This is a genomic window from Lysinibacillus sp. FSL K6-0057 (assembly GCF_038630885.1).
In the GTDB taxonomy this organism is placed as follows: Bacteria; Bacillota; Bacilli; order Bacillales_A; family Planococcaceae; genus Lysinibacillus; species Lysinibacillus fusiformis_F.
In genome coordinates this window covers 938328-955981 of the sequence record NZ_CP152047.1, presented here as the reverse complement: position 1 = coordinate 955981, position 17654 = coordinate 938328, and the positions used below count along the sequence as shown (strand labels likewise).

At 36.9% G+C, this 17654-nt stretch carries 14 protein-coding genes; 6 read left to right on the top strand and 8 right to left on the bottom strand.

What is annotated here, in order from left to right; translation table 11 throughout:
• Window positions 1-372 precede the first annotated feature (372 nt).
• The gene (gene def / locus MHB40_RS04415) at window positions 373-930 is read left to right on the top strand and encodes a peptide deformylase (RefSeq protein WP_342534028.1); all 558 of its coding nucleotides are present in this window, start codon (window positions 373-375) and stop codon (window positions 928-930) included.
• Window positions 931-971: 41 nt separating this feature from the next.
• On the opposite strand, the gene phnX is transcribed toward def, so the two are convergent.
• From phnX to MHB40_RS04390, 5 genes are read right to left on the bottom strand one after another with little or no spacing between them, the layout of a single operon-like run.
• Window positions 972-1784 (bottom strand): phosphonoacetaldehyde hydrolase, encoded by an 813-nt coding sequence (gene phnX / locus MHB40_RS04410; RefSeq protein ID WP_342534027.1) that lies wholly within the window; start codon window positions 1782-1784, stop codon window positions 972-974.
• A complete protein-coding gene (gene phnW / locus MHB40_RS04405; protein WP_342534026.1) occupies window positions 1774-2874 on the bottom strand; it encodes a 2-aminoethylphosphonate--pyruvate transaminase in 1101 nt (366 codons plus the stop codon). Before phnW ends, phnX begins: the two co-directional genes overlap by 11 nt.
• A gap of 13 nt (window positions 2875-2887) precedes the next feature.
• Complete coding sequence (locus MHB40_RS04400) at window positions 2888-3874, bottom strand: extracellular solute-binding protein (protein WP_342534025.1); 987 nt, start codon at window positions 3872-3874, stop codon at window positions 2888-2890.
• Window positions 3871-5502: an ABC transporter permease subunit gene (locus MHB40_RS04395; RefSeq protein ID WP_342534024.1), complete on the bottom strand. Its 1632-nt coding sequence runs from the start codon at window positions 5500-5502 to the stop codon at window positions 3871-3873. The genes MHB40_RS04400 and MHB40_RS04395 overlap by 4 nt, the downstream gene beginning before the upstream one ends.
• A complete protein-coding gene (locus MHB40_RS04390; protein ID WP_342534023.1) occupies window positions 5495-6247 on the bottom strand; it encodes an ABC transporter ATP-binding protein in 753 nt (250 codons plus the stop codon). The genes MHB40_RS04395 and MHB40_RS04390 overlap by 8 nt, the downstream gene beginning before the upstream one ends.
• A gap of 145 nt (window positions 6248-6392) precedes the next feature.
• On the opposite strand from MHB40_RS04390, the gene MHB40_RS04385 reads away from it, so the two are divergent.
• Entirely contained in the window at window positions 6393-7160 is a 768-nt protein-coding gene (locus MHB40_RS04385; protein ID WP_342442600.1) for a DeoR/GlpR family DNA-binding transcription regulator, read from the top strand.
• Window positions 7161-7480: 320 nt separating this feature from the next.
• Here the strand turns inward: MHB40_RS04385 and MHB40_RS04380 are convergent, their stop codons facing one another.
• Complete coding sequence (locus tag MHB40_RS04380) at window positions 7481-8251, bottom strand: Cof-type HAD-IIB family hydrolase (RefSeq protein ID WP_342534022.1); 771 nt, start codon at window positions 8249-8251, stop codon at window positions 7481-7483.
• Window positions 8252-8687: 436 nt separating this feature from the next.
• On the opposite strand from MHB40_RS04380, the gene MHB40_RS04375 reads away from it, so the two are divergent.
• From MHB40_RS04375 to MHB40_RS04365, 3 genes are all read left to right on the top strand, one after another.
• A complete protein-coding gene (locus tag MHB40_RS04375; protein ID WP_205441644.1) occupies window positions 8688-8897 on the top strand; it encodes a DNA-directed RNA polymerase subunit epsilon in 210 nt (69 codons plus the stop codon).
• A gap of 5 nt (window positions 8898-8902) precedes the next feature.
• Window positions 8903-10570: a ribonuclease J1 gene (gene rnjA / locus MHB40_RS04370; RefSeq protein ID WP_205441642.1), complete on the top strand. Its 1668-nt coding sequence runs from the start codon at window positions 8903-8905 to the stop codon at window positions 10568-10570.
• Window positions 10571-10981: 411 nt separating this feature from the next.
• The gene (locus tag MHB40_RS04365) at window positions 10982-11770 is read left to right on the top strand and encodes a protein kinase (protein ID WP_342534021.1); all 789 of its coding nucleotides are present in this window, start codon (window positions 10982-10984) and stop codon (window positions 11768-11770) included.
• Between the two features lie 47 nt (window positions 11771-11817).
• Here the strand turns inward: MHB40_RS04365 and MHB40_RS04360 are convergent, their stop codons facing one another.
• The gene (locus MHB40_RS04360; RefSeq protein ID WP_342442599.1) at window positions 11818-12651 is read right to left on the bottom strand and encodes a TetR/AcrR family transcriptional regulator; all 834 of its coding nucleotides are present in this window, start codon (window positions 12649-12651) and stop codon (window positions 11818-11820) included.
• Between the two features lie 99 nt (window positions 12652-12750).
• Here MHB40_RS04360 and MHB40_RS04355 point away from each other — a divergent pair, with 99 nt between their 5' ends.
• Window positions 12751-15840: an efflux RND transporter permease subunit gene (locus tag MHB40_RS04355; protein ID WP_342534020.1), complete on the top strand. Its 3090-nt coding sequence runs from the start codon at window positions 12751-12753 to the stop codon at window positions 15838-15840.
• A 45-nt stretch (window positions 15841-15885) separates the two neighbouring features.
• On the opposite strand, the gene MHB40_RS04350 is transcribed toward MHB40_RS04355, so the two are convergent.
• Complete coding sequence (locus tag MHB40_RS04350; protein ID WP_342534019.1) at window positions 15886-17454, bottom strand: family 10 glycosylhydrolase; 1569 nt, start codon at window positions 17452-17454, stop codon at window positions 15886-15888.
• Window positions 17455-17654 lie beyond the last annotated feature (200 nt).

Here is a 17654-nt window from a genome sequence, read left to right as displayed (position 1 = left end):
TGTATTAAAATAAATCACCTTTTTAACTAGTACAACTTATTCTTGACACTCAGTATACTGAATAAAATACTGTCGGTCAATCATCTATTACTGCTCTATACAAAGATTTTTTCTAGAATAACAATCAAACATCGCTGTCCTATACTGTATTACTAATATTCAAAATCTGTATTACAACACCTTACTCACACCATACGACTCTTACGTTTTCCAACAGGTTTTCCCCTAGTAGAATACCCCATTCTGGAAAATCTAATAGCATTAGAAAAATTTTTTGAGTATATTCAAATAAGGTCTTTTTTCATGGGATTGTATGAAGACGTGATGTATAATTATTAGTAAGCACTACAAAGTTGAAAGGAAGATTACTATATGATTTTAATGGATGATATTATCCGCGAAGGTCATCCGACTTTACGCACAAAAGCAGAGGAAGTTAAATTCCCTTTAACTGATGAAACAAGACAGCTTGCTCAGGATATGCTCCAATATTTAATCAACAGCCAAGATCCTGAAATGGCAGAAAAATATAATTTGCGTAGTGGCATTGGCTTGGCTGCTAATCAGGTAAATAGCTTACAGCGCATGTTTGCCCTTCATTTAAAAGATGAGGCTGGTGAACAATTAAGCTTTGTAGCCATTAATCCAAAGATTGTTAGCCACTCTGTTGAAAACACCTACCTATCAGCAGGTGAAGGATGTCTTTCTGTTGATCGTAATATTCCTGGGTATGTGCCGCGTCATGCGCGCATCACAGTAAAATTTAAAACAATTGATGGTGAAGAGAAAAAAATGCGTCTCAAAGGACTACCAGCTATTGCCTTCCAACATGAGTTAGATCATTTGAACGGCGTGATGTTTTATGACCGTATCAATGAAAAAAATCCATTTGCTGATATACCTGATTCTATTCCCTATGAGCGAGACTAAAACAAGCCTCGGCAGTTATTACTATCTGCCGAGGCTTGTTTTTATTTATATTCTAATTGTTTTTCCACATTTAAACGGGCATTGATCGTTTCAATTAACGCTGGCAGCTCTGCCATTGTTTCAATTGTATAATGAGCGCCAGTTTCTTCAAAAATACGTTTCGTGTTCGCTATCACTTGTTGCTGTTCTTCTGAAGACAGGGCATGGAATTCTTCTTCAGATAGTCCCATTTCTGAGCTTCCGATAATAACGCCAACAGCCCAAACACCTGCATTCAACGCTTCCTTTATATCAGAGGTAGTATCCCCAACCTTCACAACTTGCTTCGTTGCTTGCGATCCTAATGCCTCCATATTTTTGAAAATCATATATGGATATGGTCGCCCTTTATCGCCTACCTGTGTAGGTGTTACAAGAAAATCAGGTTGATAGCCCTTGTCAGCTGCATGCTTCGTTACTACTTCCATCATCGTATTTGTATAGCCGGTTGTAGAGCCAATTCGAATACCCACTTCTCTTAATTGCTGTACCGTTGTTGTCACATGCTGGATAGGATCTGTGTAGGTCGCTAAAGACTCCATTAATTTTGTTTCGAAATGATTATACAATACATGTACATCTTCTTCCGTAAAGGATTGTCCATGTACCCTATGCCATTCTTCTTTAATTCTTGGCATTTCTAGCATGGTGCGGATATGATCAATTTTCAGCATACCCATTGGTTTTCGAGCCTCTTCGAGTGTAACTGTGACACCAGCATCTTCAAAAATCGTTAAAAAAACATTTACAGGGGCAAAGCAACCAAAGTCAACTGCTGTTCCTGCCCAGTCCAAAATAACCGTCTCAATTTTCATTGTTTTTCACCACCATATAATTTTCAATGACTTCACATAACGTAAGCATATCATCCTCATGAATATCACCAATATTGCCAATACGGAATGTATCGACATCCGTCAGCTTACCTGGATAGATAACGAAACCTACCTTTTTCATTTCTTGATAAAAATGCTCAAAAGAAAACTCTTTATGCGGGAATAAAAATGTTGTGATAATTGGCGATTGCACCTCTTCCGAAATATACGCTTTAAATCCCAGCACTGACAAGCGCGAGCGAAGTATATGATTATTATACGCATAGCGCTTATAGCGGGCATGAATGCCACCTTCTTCAATCAACTCTTCAAGCGCCTTCGCGAAAGCGGCCACTACATGTGTAGGTGATGTGAAACGCCATTTCCCATCTTGCTTCATCACTTCCCATTGACTATACAAATCTAGTGCAACACTTCGAGCTTGTCCCTTACATTTTTCTAGTGCTCTCGTATTCGCAATAACAAACCCAAATCCTGGAACACCTTGAATGCATTTATTGGCACTACTTATGCAAAAATCAATATGCAAGCCTGATAAATCCATTGGTACGCCTCCAAAGCTACTCATGGCATCCACAATAAACGTTTTGTTGAACGAATGAACAACTTCTCCAATTTCTTTAATTGGATTTAATATACCAGTAGTCGTCTCACAATGTACTACGGCTACATGTGTAATACTTGCATCTTTTTCAAGGAAGGCCTGAACCTCTAACGATGATGGCTGTTCATCATAAGGAACATGATAAACAATATGCTGTAACTTTAATACTTTGGCCATTTCAGCAATTCTTTCGCCATAAGCTCCATTTGTTAGTATTAGTACTTTATCATTTTCACCAATCGCTGTTGTTAGAACTGATTCTACGACAAAGCTTCCGCTTCCTTGCATAAGCACCGCTGTGTACTCAGACTCATCGACTTGTCCTAATTTTAAGAGCTGCTTACGAATCACTTGTGTCACATTTTTATAATCATCATCCCATGTACAACGGTCTTTTAACATTTCTAATTTTACTGCTTTCGTTGTTGTCAATGGCCCTGGTGTCAATAATTTATAGTTACTCATCTGCTATAGCTCCTTATCGCTGCGCTTCTTTAAAGAAGGCTTGGTGTTTTTCTAATAAATCTACGGTTAAGGTTGTATCCCATTTTTTCAAATAGGCTGGAACGTGCTCGTCTTTTACTTGTTCTCCTTCATATAGAGCTACAGGATATTGCTCTAATAGACCATTGCGAGCCTCCGTTGCGATGACCTTTGCAATTTCTTTAGCTAACGCTTCATCACCTTCTTTATCTACAACAGCTACAGATTCCGTTAAAGTGAAATTTCCTTCTGTCGGGTCAATATAATCAATCGGCAACCCTTCATTTTTTGCATCAATAGCTTGGATACGTAAACCAAAGCCTGCTGCAACTTCTCCTGTTTTCACTTTTTTAATAGGACCAGAACCTGAACTTTCAATATGTGGCCCAGCATTTTTAATTAAATCTGCTAAAACCTTTTTCCCTTCCTCTTCACCATATTCCTTTATAATAGCTTGTACTAGAAGCCATCCTGTTGAGGAATCCATAATATTTGGGAACGACACTAAGTCCTTATAAGCAGGGTCTGTTAAATCTTTAATTGATTTTGGTATAGATAGACCTTTTTGTTGTAATACCTCTGTATTGATAAAGATAGAGCCAACATTACCTAAAATTGGAAGTGCATACGTAACTCCTCCATCCAGCGGCTTTAAGTCCGAAGAAATATCTACAAACATGGCTTTAGAGGTTTGAGCACTTTCTATAAAATAGGAAGCCATTGTCACAACATCTGCTTCAATATCTGTCCCTTCTGCCATCATTTTGCCACCTAACTCAGAAGTACCGAATGATTGGATTAAATACTTACCTTGATAGCCCTTGTCATCCAATGTAGATTCCATCACTTCAATAGCTTCATCATCAGCATTTGAATAAATGATGACTTGCTCTTCGGAATCCGCTGCTGCCCCTCCACATGCAGCTAATACGACTGCTGCTGCACTAACTGTCCCTAACATCATGCCTGTTGACTTCTTCATTTTGAAATCTCCTCCACTTTTTCTTTATGTGCTGTTATATAATCACAACCTAATTTCACAATGAGGTTTGTACATAAAATAAATATCGATAGTACAAAAATATCGGTGTACTTTGCGAAATGCTGAAGCTCTTTTATCCGTGTCGATACAAGCATTGTCTTTGTGCTGACAAGGAAAATAACACCACTGACCGTGACCATCGCATTTAAAAAATAATAGCTAAACATTTGATAAATCGTTGGCCTAACATTCGGTAAAATGATTCGTACCACGGTTTTTAACCACGAATCCTTTAACAGCTCAGCTGTCACTTCCCAGGTAGGATCCATCTTCTGCAATGAATTTTTCGCCATTAAATAAGGTGTTGTAAAAAAATGGACAATATTACATGCGATAATGATAAAAAATGTACCTTTTAATGAACTTCCATTAAAGAAAAACAAGTAGGATAGTCCAAGCACCATTCCTGGTACTGTATTTGTGATCATAGATGCTATATCTAAGCTCTTTCTTCCTTTTAATGGTGTCCTTGCATTAAGAAGCGCTGACATAAATGTTATGCCCACACCAAGTACCGCTGTTAATAGCGCTACGATGAGAGAATTGATGTAAACCTTCGTTAAATCTTTCTCCGCAAGTACATTTTGAACATGCTCTAATGTAAAGCTAAAGTCATACGGATAACCTTTGGTAAAAGGCACAATAAACATGGTTGAAAAAATAATACATACAACTGTGACACAGACAATAGAATAAGTCGTAAAGAGCGCGTCACGTAAGCGATGCTTTACAAGTTCACTTTGCCCAACTTGTTTATATTGAAAATTGAAGCGCTCTAAAATCGTTAGCATGACAACCCCAAGTACAGCAGGTACTAGCATCAACACAGAGATCACTGCCCCACGCTCAAAATGGACAATGGAGCCTAACATGGCTTGGTAAAGCTCAGTGGCAATCACGCTGTAATTTCCACCAACTGATGCAGGTATCCCAAAGTCTGTGAAGCTTAAAATAAATGTTAAAATAAATGCCCCACCAACAGTCCCTAACATAGGACGGAATACGGTATGATAAAAACGACGCAGTGGATGATCATGCATTAACATGGACACTAGTAAAAATCGTTTATCGATATATTGCATGGAATTTTGCATTAAAATAAAAGCAACTGGCAATGTGTATAATACGTAACCGAGCACCAAACCGTTATACCCATAGATTGTAAAAAGAGGCTGCCCCACTAATTTTGTTAGAATTCCTTGATTACCAAATGTATAAATCAATACAAATCCATAGGTGATAGTTGGCAGTAGCATAGGCAACGTAATTCCAATTTGCACTACCTTTTTTGTATGGCGGTGCATCGTTGTAAAATGAACAGCATACGCCAATAAAAAAGCTAAAATAATTGTCACTACCGATGCTACAAAGGAAACTTTAAAGCTATTAATGAAAGCTTCACGAATTTCGATATTTTGTAAAGCCTCTATATAATTTTGAACAGTCACGACATTTCCTATTTTGAATGACTGCCAAAACATATAAAGCAATGGCACAATTAAAAAGAATAGAAAAAATAGTAGAATCGGCAGAAAAATTAATTTCATCATTTTATTCGTTTTAAGCATATGTTTCTCCAAACAATTGATAGATGTTATGTCGCTTAATATGAAGCTGCTTTAATATGAAGTCCTTTATAAATTGATTTTTTGGCGCTGTTACGATTTCATGAGGTGTGCCAAATTGAGCAACTGTACCTTCATTAATAATCATGACTTTATCTGATAAGGTGAGGGCTTCTTCTGGATCATGTGTCACAATAATAGTCGTCAAATCAAATTCACGGGCGATGGATTTAATGCGCTCCTTTATCGATTCCTTAATGACGCCATCCAGTGCACTTAATGGTTCATCTAATAATAGAATTTTAGGTTGCATCACGAGTGTTCTTGCAATGGAAACACGCTGTTTTTGCCCACCAGACAATTCATGAATTTTTTTATGCAAATGTGGAGCTAGCTCTAAAAAATCAATGTATTCTTGTATCTCCTCTTTGGACATTTGCAGGTTTTTATTTTTTAATCCATAAACGATATTGTCGTATGCGTTTAAATGAGGAAATAACGCAAAATCCTGAAACACGATATTAAATCCTCTTTCTTGCATCGATTGCTTTGATATATCTTGTCCATTGTAGATAAGCTGACCAGCCGTTGGATCCGCGAGTCCTAAAATGATATTCAGCAAAGTAGTTTTACCGCAACCACTTGGCCCTAGTAACGAAATGATCTCACCTGATTCGATGGTTACGTTGATATCTACTAAAACTTTCTTATTTTTATAGCTTTTTGAGATATTTTTTAGCTCTAACAATTTGGTCACCTCTCTCAGTTCTTAGCTTTAGTATAGAGACCATTTGTAAAGGAAAATGCTTTTTTGTGTAAATGTTGAGTAAATTTTGACCAACTGTTGACAAAGTTATGATTACTTTGAGTAAATATCTAGTAGAGGTGATGAAATGTATATGATAGAAAGGCAACATCAAATTTTGCAGTTTATACGTCAACATAAGGTAGTAAAATTAGTAACTCTCACGAAAGAGTTTAACGTTTCGATGGAAACGATCCGTCGTGATGTCCAACAGTTGATGCAAAACAAAAAAATTGAAAAGTTTTATGGAGGCGTTAAATATATTGAGCCAGTTGAGGGATTAATTGATCAACGACTTCACGAGCAGTTAGCAGAGAAAATTGCTATTGCCAAAGCATGTGCTTCGCTCGTTCAAGATGGGGAATGTATTTTCATTGATAGTGGAACAACTACCTATCAAATGACACCCTTTTTATTGGACAAGGAAAAACTAACAGTAGTAACAAACTCACTACCTGTGGCATTCGATCTAATTGGCTCTAATATCGAGGTTATACTGCTTGGCGGTAAAGTTCGGCATTCTGAAAAATCAGTGACGTCGAATGAATTCTTATTTCGCTTTGAACACCTTAATATCAACAAAGCATTTATTTGTGCTAGTGGCGTCTCAATTGAGAAAGGTATATCTGATTTTAGCTTGGATGAAGCGATTACCAGAAAGCAAATAATATCCATCTCTCAAACAGTCTATGTCGCTACAGATTCCTCAAAATTTAATAAAGATGTAGCGATTCAGGTTTGTCCAGTGAATGACATAGATATCATTATCACAGATGACGCACTACCTAAAAAAACGATTCAACATTTTGCAGATAATGGCGTTCCAATAAAAGTGGTCAACATAGTCGAGGATTAAAAAGCGCTGATGTTAAGAACAGATAGAGTATATTTGGCAAGGCGAGGGTTGATTTCCGTTCCGCCAGCGACACTCCAATCAACTATACGGAAGAAATATCGAGCAGTAGTGAATAAATAGCCCTTTATTTCAAATTTTAGGGTATGCATTTATTTTTAACAGATTAATGACAACAACGTTTACTAAAATGAGTAGTAAACAACTTTAAGTTAAGACTTATTGGAATGAAAGTCTTTTTCACCTTTCACACTAATGATTACTTTGTTTTTCAAAAAAATGAGCAACTAGTCGCGAAGTTGGCAACTAGTTGCTTCTTTATTTTAAATAATCGATAGCTTGCGCATTATTTTTGAGAGACCATCCTCATCTACATGGTCAGCAATATGATGAGCGACTGCCTTCACTCGCTCATGCCCATTCCCCATGGCAACACTTGTCCCTACAGCCTGCAGCATCTCAATGTCATTTATGCCATCTCCAAAAGCAAAGGCATCTTGTAAAGTGATGCCCATTTTTTCAAGCACCTTTTCAATACCAGCAGCCTTCGAACCTCCTTTTGGCAAAATATCACAAGAATAACGATGCCAACGTACAAATTGAACATTCGGAAATGTTTCATTATATAAAGGTTCATCTTTTTCTTCCATAAAAATAAGTGTTTGATATACATCGTTCTGCATATAATAAGATAAGTCTAATTCTGGATATGGATATTTAAGAGTGTCTAAGCTTTCAGCTACCATATGATGCTCGCCAACTGAGGCAATCATACGTTTATCATCTAAAAACACCACTGGTTCATTGCGGGCCTCACCAAAGGCAATGATATTAGCTAGCTCTTCCTTTGCAATCCCATTTGTATAGACAACCTCACCTTTATAGACAACATACTGTCCGTTGAAAGTAACATACGTATCGATCTCTAATTCTTCTAGTAGTGACTCAATCATAAATGGTGCTCGACCAGTAGCAATTGCCAATTCATAACCATTACGTCGTGCTGTCAAAAGCGCCTCTTTTGCAGATATAGGTAATTTTTTTTCACTGTTATAGAGAGTACCATCGACATCAAAAAATAAAATTTTTTTCATTCTATTAACCCTTTCCATAAATATTATCCTTTCAAGTTAAATGACTTTACATAGACAATAATTTTTATTATAATGATCCTAAGGAGTGATGTGCCATGCTGAAGAAACTCAAACGAAAATTGTTGAAGCAACTTCGTGGCGTACTCGGAAAAAAATCAATTGCCTAACATTTGCCCTTCATTATTTGAAGGGCTTTTCTTTATTTTAGAGGAACTGCGTGATAATATAAAGGAAATGCATTTATTTGGCTATACGCAACCACTGTCTCACTACTTTCTATACAATTTTATAACATAGTGCACATCTGAAGTATTGAGATACAAGTATTACAAACGTACATTTCTTCAATAAAAGAAATTCGTTGTTTTCTTGTAGCACGTGTGTGGTAGTAGTCAAAGGTGCAAGAAAATTGTACGCAATTAAAGGAGAGCAAACTATGATTTACAAAGTTTATTATCAAGAAAATGCAAATGAGATTCCAGTTCGCGAAAATACTAAAAGTCTATACCTTGAAGCTGCTTCAGAACGTGAAGTACGTGAAAAGCTAAAAGACCGTAACTACAACATCGAGTTCGTTCAACTGCTTGAAGGTAACTATTTAGAGTACGAACAAGCAAGCCCGAACTTCGTCTTGGAGGAAATTTAACAAACATGAAGTTTGTTAAAAATGACCAAGCAGCTGTTTTCGCGCTCGGCGGACTGGGCGAAATCGGCAAAAACACTTATGGCGTTCAATTTCAAGATGAAATCATTTTAATTGACGCCGGTATTAAATTTCCAGAAGACGACTTACTCGGCATTGACTATGTTATTCCTGATTACACGTACTTAGTGCGTAATGTCGACAAAATTAAAGGACTGTTTATTACCCATGGGCATGAGGATCATATCGGAGGTATTCCATACCTTTTACGACAAGTAAATATCCCTGTCTATGGCGGTAAGCTCGCACTTGGCTTATTACGTAATAAACTAGAAGAACATGGCTTGCTACGTACAACAAAACTAATCGAAATTAAAGAAGAGGATGTTATTAAATTTAGAAAAACATCTGTTAGCTTCTTTAGAACAACACACAGTATTCCTGATGCATATGGAATTGTTGTGAAAACACCACCTGGTAATATCGTTCACACAGGTGACTTTAAATTTGACTTTACACCAGTGGGCGAACCAGCCAACCTAACAAAGATGGCTGAAATTGGACGAGATGGCGTGCTTTGCCTTCTATCAGATAGTACAAACGCTGAGAAGCCTAATTTCACAATGTCAGAACGCACAGTTGGAAAAAGTATCGATGAAATTTTCCGCAAAGTGGATAGCCGTATTATTTTTGCTACATTTGCGTCAAATATTCACCGTTTACAGCAAGCAACTGACGCAGCCATAAAATATGGAAGAAAAATTGCTGTCTTTGGTCGCTCAATGGACAATGCTATTACAATTGGTCGTGAGCTTGGTTATATTACCGCTCCAAAGGATACATTTATTGATGCTCAAAGTATCAATCGACTACCTGCAAACGAAGTCATGATTTTATGTACAGGCTCTCAGGGTGAACCAATGGCCGCCTTATCACGAATTGCCAATGGTACGCATCGTCAGATTCAAATACAGCCTGGCGATACAGTTATCTTTTCTTCTTCACCAGTACCAGGTAATACTGTAAGTGTTAATAAAATCATTAACTTATTGTTCCGTGCAGGTGCAGAAGTCATTCATGGCGCATTAAACAATATCCATACATCTGGTCATGGATCTCAAGAAGAACAAAAACTGATGCTTCGTTTAATGAAACCCAAATTCTTTATGCCTATCCATGGAGAATACCGTATGTTAAAAATGCATACACATCTAGCAGAAGATTGTGATGTTGCATTAGACAATACATTTGTTATGGAAAATGGTGATGTACTAGCATTAAGTGCTAATGAAGCACATGTAGCTGGTCGTATTCCTTCAGGAGATGTTTACATTGATGGCAATGGTATTGGCGATATCGGTAATATCGTGTTGCGTGATCGCCGCATCCTTTCTGAAGAAGGTTTAGTGATTGTAGTTGTCAGCGTGGATATGGAAAAACAAAAAATTGTTTCTGGTCCTGACATCATCTCGCGTGGATTTGTCTATATGCGTGAATCAGGCACGATGATAAACGAGGCACAAAAAATGCTGAACCGTCATCTGAATGAAACAATCCAAAGTAAAACACCTCAATGGACAGAATTGAAAAATGAAATTACAGACGTTTTGGGACCTTATCTATTCGAAAAAACAAAACGTCGACCAATGATTTTACCGATTATTATGGAGGTTTAACCTCGTAAAAAGAGGCTGGGACAGAACTCAATTATATTGAAAAACAATAAAAATGGTTATTAGCTTTTTCACTTTAAGAAGTTAAATATGCCTTCCTAAATCAAAAAAATGTTAGACCAATTATATCTTGGTCTAACATTTTTTCTTTTTGTCCCAGCCTCTTTTTTATTTTTGAAACCTCCTTTTTATTTTTGCGTATATAGTAATAACAACATCAAAAAGGAGCGTTTTTATGCTAGATAAAATTCTTCATTCCTTATTCAATAGTAAATCCAAACGCCATTATTCTTCATCAAGTAGCCGTAGCAGATATTCAAAAAAACATAATTATTATGGTCACAAGCATTATAAGCGTAGCTCTCGTAAAAGCTCACGCAGTTTTTTCAGCTCTATGAGTTTCTTTAGTAGCTAATGTGGTGGAAACGACTATCCGAAAAAAGCTTTGATCAGGCTGTGGAACTTTACATTGCCGAACATCCCGCATTCTCTTTTAAAAAATTTCTTGGCTATGGCTCATATGGTCGTACGTATTTAATTGAAGAACGCTCGTCAGAAAAGCTATTCGTTTTAAAATGCTTGCGTCCCAAACATCGTCACCACCAGAAAACCATTCATAAATTTCAACAAGAAATACACATACTCCAACAAATATCACTACCCTACGTTCCTACCATCCATTCAGCAGGAACGATTCAAGATAGCCCATTTTTTATCATGGACTATATCAATGGGCATACATTTGAGCAACTTATTTTTCAAGACGGTGCCAAGTTTACAATCGCTCAATCACTTGTTATTACAAAGCAATTATTAGAACAAATTGTACAGTTACACAATGATGGTATTGTACATCGCGATTTACGTATCCCTAATATACTGTTCGTACATCAACAATTGCATATTATTGATTTTGGTCTTGCTACCACTTATCAAAAGCAAATCGATATCTCTACGATCAAAAATCCTAAACGTGCAGAAAATCATATTAGTGATCTTTATTTTGTCGGTCATTTTTTGTTATTTTTACTATACTCAGACTACAAGCCAAGCAATAAAAAAGAAAAAGCCTGGCAGCAGGAATTGAAGTTACCAATCGAAGTCCAAGATTTTCTTGAACGATTATTATGGATTCAAGAACCTTTTGCTAGTGCTTTAGAAGCTTTGCAATCTATGCCACCATTAATAAATAGAAAACATTAAAAAATAGAATTGTTCACCTCCAAAAGTGAACAATTCTATCCTGAAGTTCAAATATTAAAGTATTTTGCAGTTACATATGCAATCCAATGATACGCTGGATCTAGACGTAGATTTTCAATTAGCCCTTTTATGATCGCTCTACTGTAAGTAGGATTTTCTATTTCTTGCTTTAACAGCTCAAGGGATTCTTTTTCTATAGAATCCTCGGTAAGATCTATATTTTGCTTCAATAATTGTAGTAAAGCATCTTTTGATACATCTTGTTCACAAGGCTTTGCAATAAATGGCACAAGATCTGCTGTAATAAAAGGAATGGTTGTATGATGTGCGATAATATCTGTTTTTTCTGCTAAAGATTTAGCTAATTGCTCTAAATCAAGAGGCATATCTGAAAAAATAAAAAGCTCAGCATAACTCTTCATAAACCCTTTTATACAATACATCACATCATATTTCGTTTCTTGTAATTTATCCTGATAAAGTTGCTCAAGCATATAGAGAATTGATTTCGACATTTCTGCTTCATACGCTGTTATTTTATGAAATAACTCTTTTTTCGTTAGAAAGACCTTTTCGTTAAAAAATACACGAGCGGATGCAGAATGATCTTTGAATGCTTGAAAGATGCTTTTATAAAATTCAACCAAAACGGTTTCTTTGTTATACGCTCCTCTGACTACTTGGTCAATATCTGTGATGAACTGCTGTAAATAGTAATCCACCATTGAAATAACAAGCTCATCTTTCGTTTTGAAGGATAAATAAAATGCACCTTTAGAAATCCCACAGCGTTCCGTAATTTGTTGTACTGACGTAGCTTCAAAACCCTGTTCAGAAAACAGCTCTAACGCTTTCTCCATAATTAATTGCTTTTTTAACATATTTTTAACTCTCTCCTAATGCATTTCGTTGACAAATGACCGATTAGTCATTAGTATAAATAATTGAATTTAGATAGTCAATAAAGGGTAGGTGTGAAGGTGAAAGGTTTAGTTAATTTCGTATTAAAAAACAAATTGGCAGTGTGGTTATTAACAATTATCATCACTGTCTCTGGTATTTATTCGGGTACAAGAATGAAAATGGAATCGATACCCGATATTTCGATCCCATACTTAATTGTCATGGGTGTATATCCTGGCGCAACGCCTGAACAAGTCATGAATGATCTTTCCATCCCATTTGAAAAATCCATAGAAAGTTTAGAAGATGTCAAGGCAGTTTACTCAACATCCTCTTCCAACGTAGCACAAGTTCAAGTGGAATACGACTATGGAATTGATATGGATGAGAAAAAACGACAATTAGAGGCAGCTTTAGATAATATTAAACTACCTGAAGGTGCTCAAGAGCCTACTATTATGGCAATCAGCATGAACATGATGCCTGTAGTCGCATTATCTGTAAGTAGCTCTAAGGAAGATATTGTGGATTTAACTGCAACAGTTGAAGACGTTTTACTTCCTAAAATCGAAAAAATTGATGGTGTTGCTTCAGCTACCATCACAGGTCAGCATATTGAACAAGTATCATTTAAATATGATGAAGAAAAAATGGCAGCACTTGGTTTAACGGAAGATACTGTTAAACAGATGATTCAGGCAAGTGATATGTCACCGTCACTTGGTTTATATCAATTTACTGTTGGCGAGCAAGCCGTTTCAGTAGACGGTAAAGTACAATCCGTTGATGAACTGAAAGATTTATTAATCCCAGTTACACCTTCAGCTACAAATCCTTCACCTTTCGTTCGTCTAGGTGATATTGCAAAAATTGAAGTAGAAGGTAAAGTACAATCTGTTTCACGTACAAATGGTCAAGATGCCATTGCTATTCAAATCGTTAAAGGCCAAGATGCCAATACGGTAACAGTTGTCAATGCAGTAAAAGACCTCATGAAGGATGAGGAAAAACGATTAGATGGCTTAAACGTAGAAATCTCTCTTGACCAAGGTGCCCCAATCGAAGATTCCGTATTTACAATGATCGAAAAAGCAGTATTTGGTGGCGCAATTGCCGTATTAATCATTTTACTATTCTTACGTGATTTCAAATCAACTATTATCTCAATTATTTCTATCCCAGTTTCTGTCTTCATGGCATTACTGCTTTTAAACTGGATGGATATCACATTAAATATCATGACCCTCGGCGCGATTACTGTCGCAATTGGGCGTGTTATCGATGACTCCATTGTAGTTGTCGAAAATATTTACCGACGAATTCACTTAAAACAAGAAAAACTTACAGGTCGTGCCCTAATTCGTGAAGCAACGATTGAAATGTTTAAACCAATTCTTTCTTCAACATTAGTAACGGTAGCTGTATTCGCCCCACTTATTTTCGTAGGTGGTATGGTAGGCGAATTATTCATGCCATTTGCCCTTACAATGACATTTGCATTAGGTGCTTCGTTATTAGTTGCCATCACAATCGTACCTGCTTTATCTCACTTCTTATTCCGTAAAAAATTATACGGTGAGAAGACAGAAAGCCAACATAAAGAGGTTGGTAAACTTGCTACTTGGTACAAAGGTGTCTTAGAAAAAGTATTAAATCACAAAATTATTACATCTGTCATTGCAATTCTTTTACTTGTTGGTTCTCTTGCATTAACACCACTTATTGGTTTTAGTTTCATGGGCTCACAAGAAGAAAAAGTTATGTACTTAACGTATACGCCTGCAACGGGAGAGCTTGCTGACGAAACAGCAGCGAATGTTGAAAAAGTAGAAAAAGAATTAATGAAACGTAAAGATGTTGATATTTTACAAGTTTCCATTACAGATGCGAAGAATGTAGATCCATCAGCAATGATGATGGGTGGAGGCGCTGGTGGTGCCTTAATGTACCTTATCTTTGATCCGGATATGGAAGACTTCCCTAAAGCTCGTGAAGAGGTTGAGGACTATGTATTTAACATCGGTCAGTCAGGAGAATGGAAGTCTCAAAACTTCACTTCTATGTCTATGTCATCAAACGAAGTCAGCTATACACTATATAGTGATGACTTAGATAAACTTCGAGATGCTGTAAAACAAGTAGAGGGTGCTCTAAAAGAAGTGGATGGCTTAGAAGATATTAAATCTGATAATGAAGATCCATATGTAGAGCATGTGTTAAAAGTTGAACAAAAAAATGTCCTTCAATATGGGTTAACGACAGCTCAAATCGTGATGGCATTAAATTCGAATACATCACAAGAAGTGTTAACGACCGTGAAAAACGATGGTAAAGATATTGATGTAATTGTTCAACGTGATGCTAAAGCAGCTGCGACTTCACTTGATGATGTCTTAGCTACTGAAATTAAAACAGCATTAGGCACAACAATGACAATCGGAGAATTAGTAGATGTTGAGGAAGGTACGACACTTAACTCATTATCTCGTTCAAAAGGTGAATATTTCGCAACAGTATCTGGTACGATTATCGGTGACGATATTTCAAAAGCCACTACTGCTGCTGATAAGAAAATTGATAAATTAGATTTACAAAAAGGTGTAACGCTTGGCGTTGCTGGTGTTGCTGCAGATATGCAAGAAACATTCACGAAGCTTGGTATTGCGATGTTAGCGGCCATTGCCATTGTTTACTTCATTCTAGTGGTAACATTCGGAGAAGGTTTAGCTCCGTTCGCTATTCTTTTCTCACTACCATTTGCTGTAATTGGTGCTTTCATTGGTTTATTCGTTACAGGTCAAACCATTTCTGTATCTGTCATGATGGGTCTATTGATGTTAATTGGTATCGTCGTAACCAATGCCATCGTATTAGTTGACCGTATCATTCATATGGAACATGATGGTCTTGCCATGCGTGAGGCGATCCTTGAAGCAGGAGCAACACGTTTACGTCCTATCCTAATGACAGCCATCGCAACAATCGGTGCTATGATTCCAATGGCACTTGGTACTGGTGGTAGTGGATTAATTTCTAAAGACTTAGCCATCACTGTGATTGGCGGTTTATTATCTTCTACCCTATTAACACTAGTTGTTGTACCAATTGTTTATGAAATGCTATCTAAAATGTTAAAGAAAAACCGTAAAGATACTGAAGAAAATTAATAAAAAACAGCCACTCATGCAGTCATTGCATGAGTAGCTGTTTTTTTATTGATCTTCTTTCACTACAAAAACTTCCTTGCTTTCCACACCTGTAGCAGACACAGCCGTAATGCCGTATGTATAGCTATGCTTAGCAAGAGCTGACTTGTCCACAAATTTAGTGAGGCCATCCATATTATAAACAACATCCACTATATTTCGAGGGTCATCATAAGAGCCTTCTTTGTTCCCTGTAAAACGATAAATGACATACTTGCGTGGTTGTGTTTCATTTTCGTCTATAATCTCAATCTTGCGTCCTGCCGCTTCCTTTGTCACTTGTACAAAAGTCGGCACGTTCGGCACTATGTCATCATCCCAAGTTGTTTCTGGTGTCAGTGCTGTGTAATTGTATAGTTGTTGGCTAACAATCGTTGCATAGCCTAGTTTATTGTTTTGAAAACTTCTTAAGGAGAAATGCATTTGCCCCTCGGCCGCAACCTTTTCCGAACGATTTGCTAGTATTTGATTTGGTAATTCCATCTTATTTTTCCATGCTGCATCACTGTCATTGCCCACCTTGTAATCAGCAAGCCCAATGTATAGATGCACAGGGTGCGTTGTTGCGTATGTTTGCACTTCATGGCTCCACCAATCTAGCAGCGTCCCATATTTCGCAACAGATAATGTTCTTGACCAATAAATTTGTGGTGTAATGTAATCAATCGTGCCATTTTGAATCCATGTTCTAACGTCTGCATATAAATCATCGTAATTATTGACACCAGCCCGTGTATCGCTTCCTGTTTTATCAAGCGATTTATTGCGCCATACACCAAATGGTGAAATACCGAATTGAACATATGGCTTAGTGTCTTTAATGGCCGTGTAAAGATTTTCTACAAGCTGATTGACATTATCTCGTCGCCAATCCTCCACCTTTTTAAAGGAAGCACCATATTTTTTAAAAGCTGCTTGATCTGGAAAAACTTCATTAGCAATTTTGTATGGATAAAAATAATCATCCATATGAACTGCATCAATATCATAATTGGCTACTAGCTCTCTTACTACTTCCACTAAATAGTCTTGTACTTCGGGTAAACCGGGATTTAAATAATATTGCTTGCCATATTTGATAACCCAGTTTGGATGTGTTCTAGCGACATTATCGGCAGCAAGGTCTGTCAATTTTTGTCCAGACATTGTTACACGATAAGGATTCATCCATGCATGCAGCTCCATACCCCGTTTATGCGTTTCGTCTATCATTATCGCAAGAGGATCGTAACTAGGATTTGTGCCTTGTTTTTTACCTGTTATGTAAGATGACCATGGCGCTAAATCAGACGCATACATTGCATCATTTGTTGGTCTTACTTGATAAATAACAGTATTGAATTTATTGGCTTTTAGTTGATCCAATGTTTGGCGTGTCCAAGCCGTGTACTGCTCCTTCGTCATACCTGCTTTCATATCAAGATTGAGAACGGTTGAAATCCAGACAGCCCGCATTTCCCTTTTCGGCTGTGTCGTGCTTGCCTTCGCTGTATTTACAGGGATTGTCGATAGGCATAATACAAAAATCATCGCGACTAAAGTTAAAAGTTTCCATTTACTATTATTCTTTCTCATATTTCCTCCATTTGCTATTTTTCTATTTTAGTATATGATAAGTGCTCGCTATATGCACGTCTTCGTAGCAAGTTCACCTGATGAAATAAAGCAAATCATACATTTCACTTTTATGCCAAGTTTAATAGATTCATTTTATAATTTCCATATTTTTAAATTTGACCTAGTTTTTGTTTAATTCATTCTTTACGCATAGAAGG

Coding starts and splice junctions, on each gene's coding strand:
- def (WP_342534028.1), top strand. CDS start 373: ATGATTTTAATGGATGATATTATCCGCGAAGGTCATCCGACTTTACGC.
- phnX (WP_342534027.1), bottom strand. CDS start 1,784: ATGAAAATTGAGACGGTTATTTTGGACTGGGCAGGAACAGCAGTTGAC.
- phnW (WP_342534026.1), bottom strand. CDS start 2,874: ATGAGTAACTATAAATTATTGACACCAGGGCCATTGACAACAACGAAA.
- MHB40_RS04400 (WP_342534025.1), bottom strand. CDS start 3,874: ATGAAGAAGTCAACAGGCATGATGTTAGGGACAGTTAGTGCAGCAGCA.
- MHB40_RS04395 (WP_342534024.1), bottom strand. CDS start 5,502: ATGCTTAAAACGAATAAAATGATGAAATTAATTTTTCTGCCGATTCTA.
- MHB40_RS04385 (WP_342442600.1), top strand. CDS start 6,393: ATGTATATGATAGAAAGGCAACATCAAATTTTGCAGTTTATACGTCAA.
- MHB40_RS04380 (WP_342534022.1), bottom strand. CDS start 8,251: ATGAAAAAAATTTTATTTTTTGATGTCGATGGTACTCTCTATAACAGT.
- MHB40_RS04375 (WP_205441644.1), top strand. CDS start 8,688: ATGATTTACAAAGTTTATTATCAAGAAAATGCAAATGAGATTCCAGTT.
- rnjA (WP_205441642.1), top strand. CDS start 8,903: ATGAAGTTTGTTAAAAATGACCAAGCAGCTGTTTTCGCGCTCGGCGGA.
- MHB40_RS04365 (WP_342534021.1), top strand. CDS start 10,982: ATGTGGTGGAAACGACTATCCGAAAAAAGCTTTGATCAGGCTGTGGAA.
- MHB40_RS04360 (WP_342442599.1), bottom strand. CDS start 12,651: ATGTTAAAAAAGCAATTAATTATGGAGAAAGCGTTAGAGCTGTTTTCT.
- MHB40_RS04350 (WP_342534019.1), bottom strand. CDS start 17,454: ATGAGAAAGAATAATAGTAAATGGAAACTTTTAACTTTAGTCGCGATG.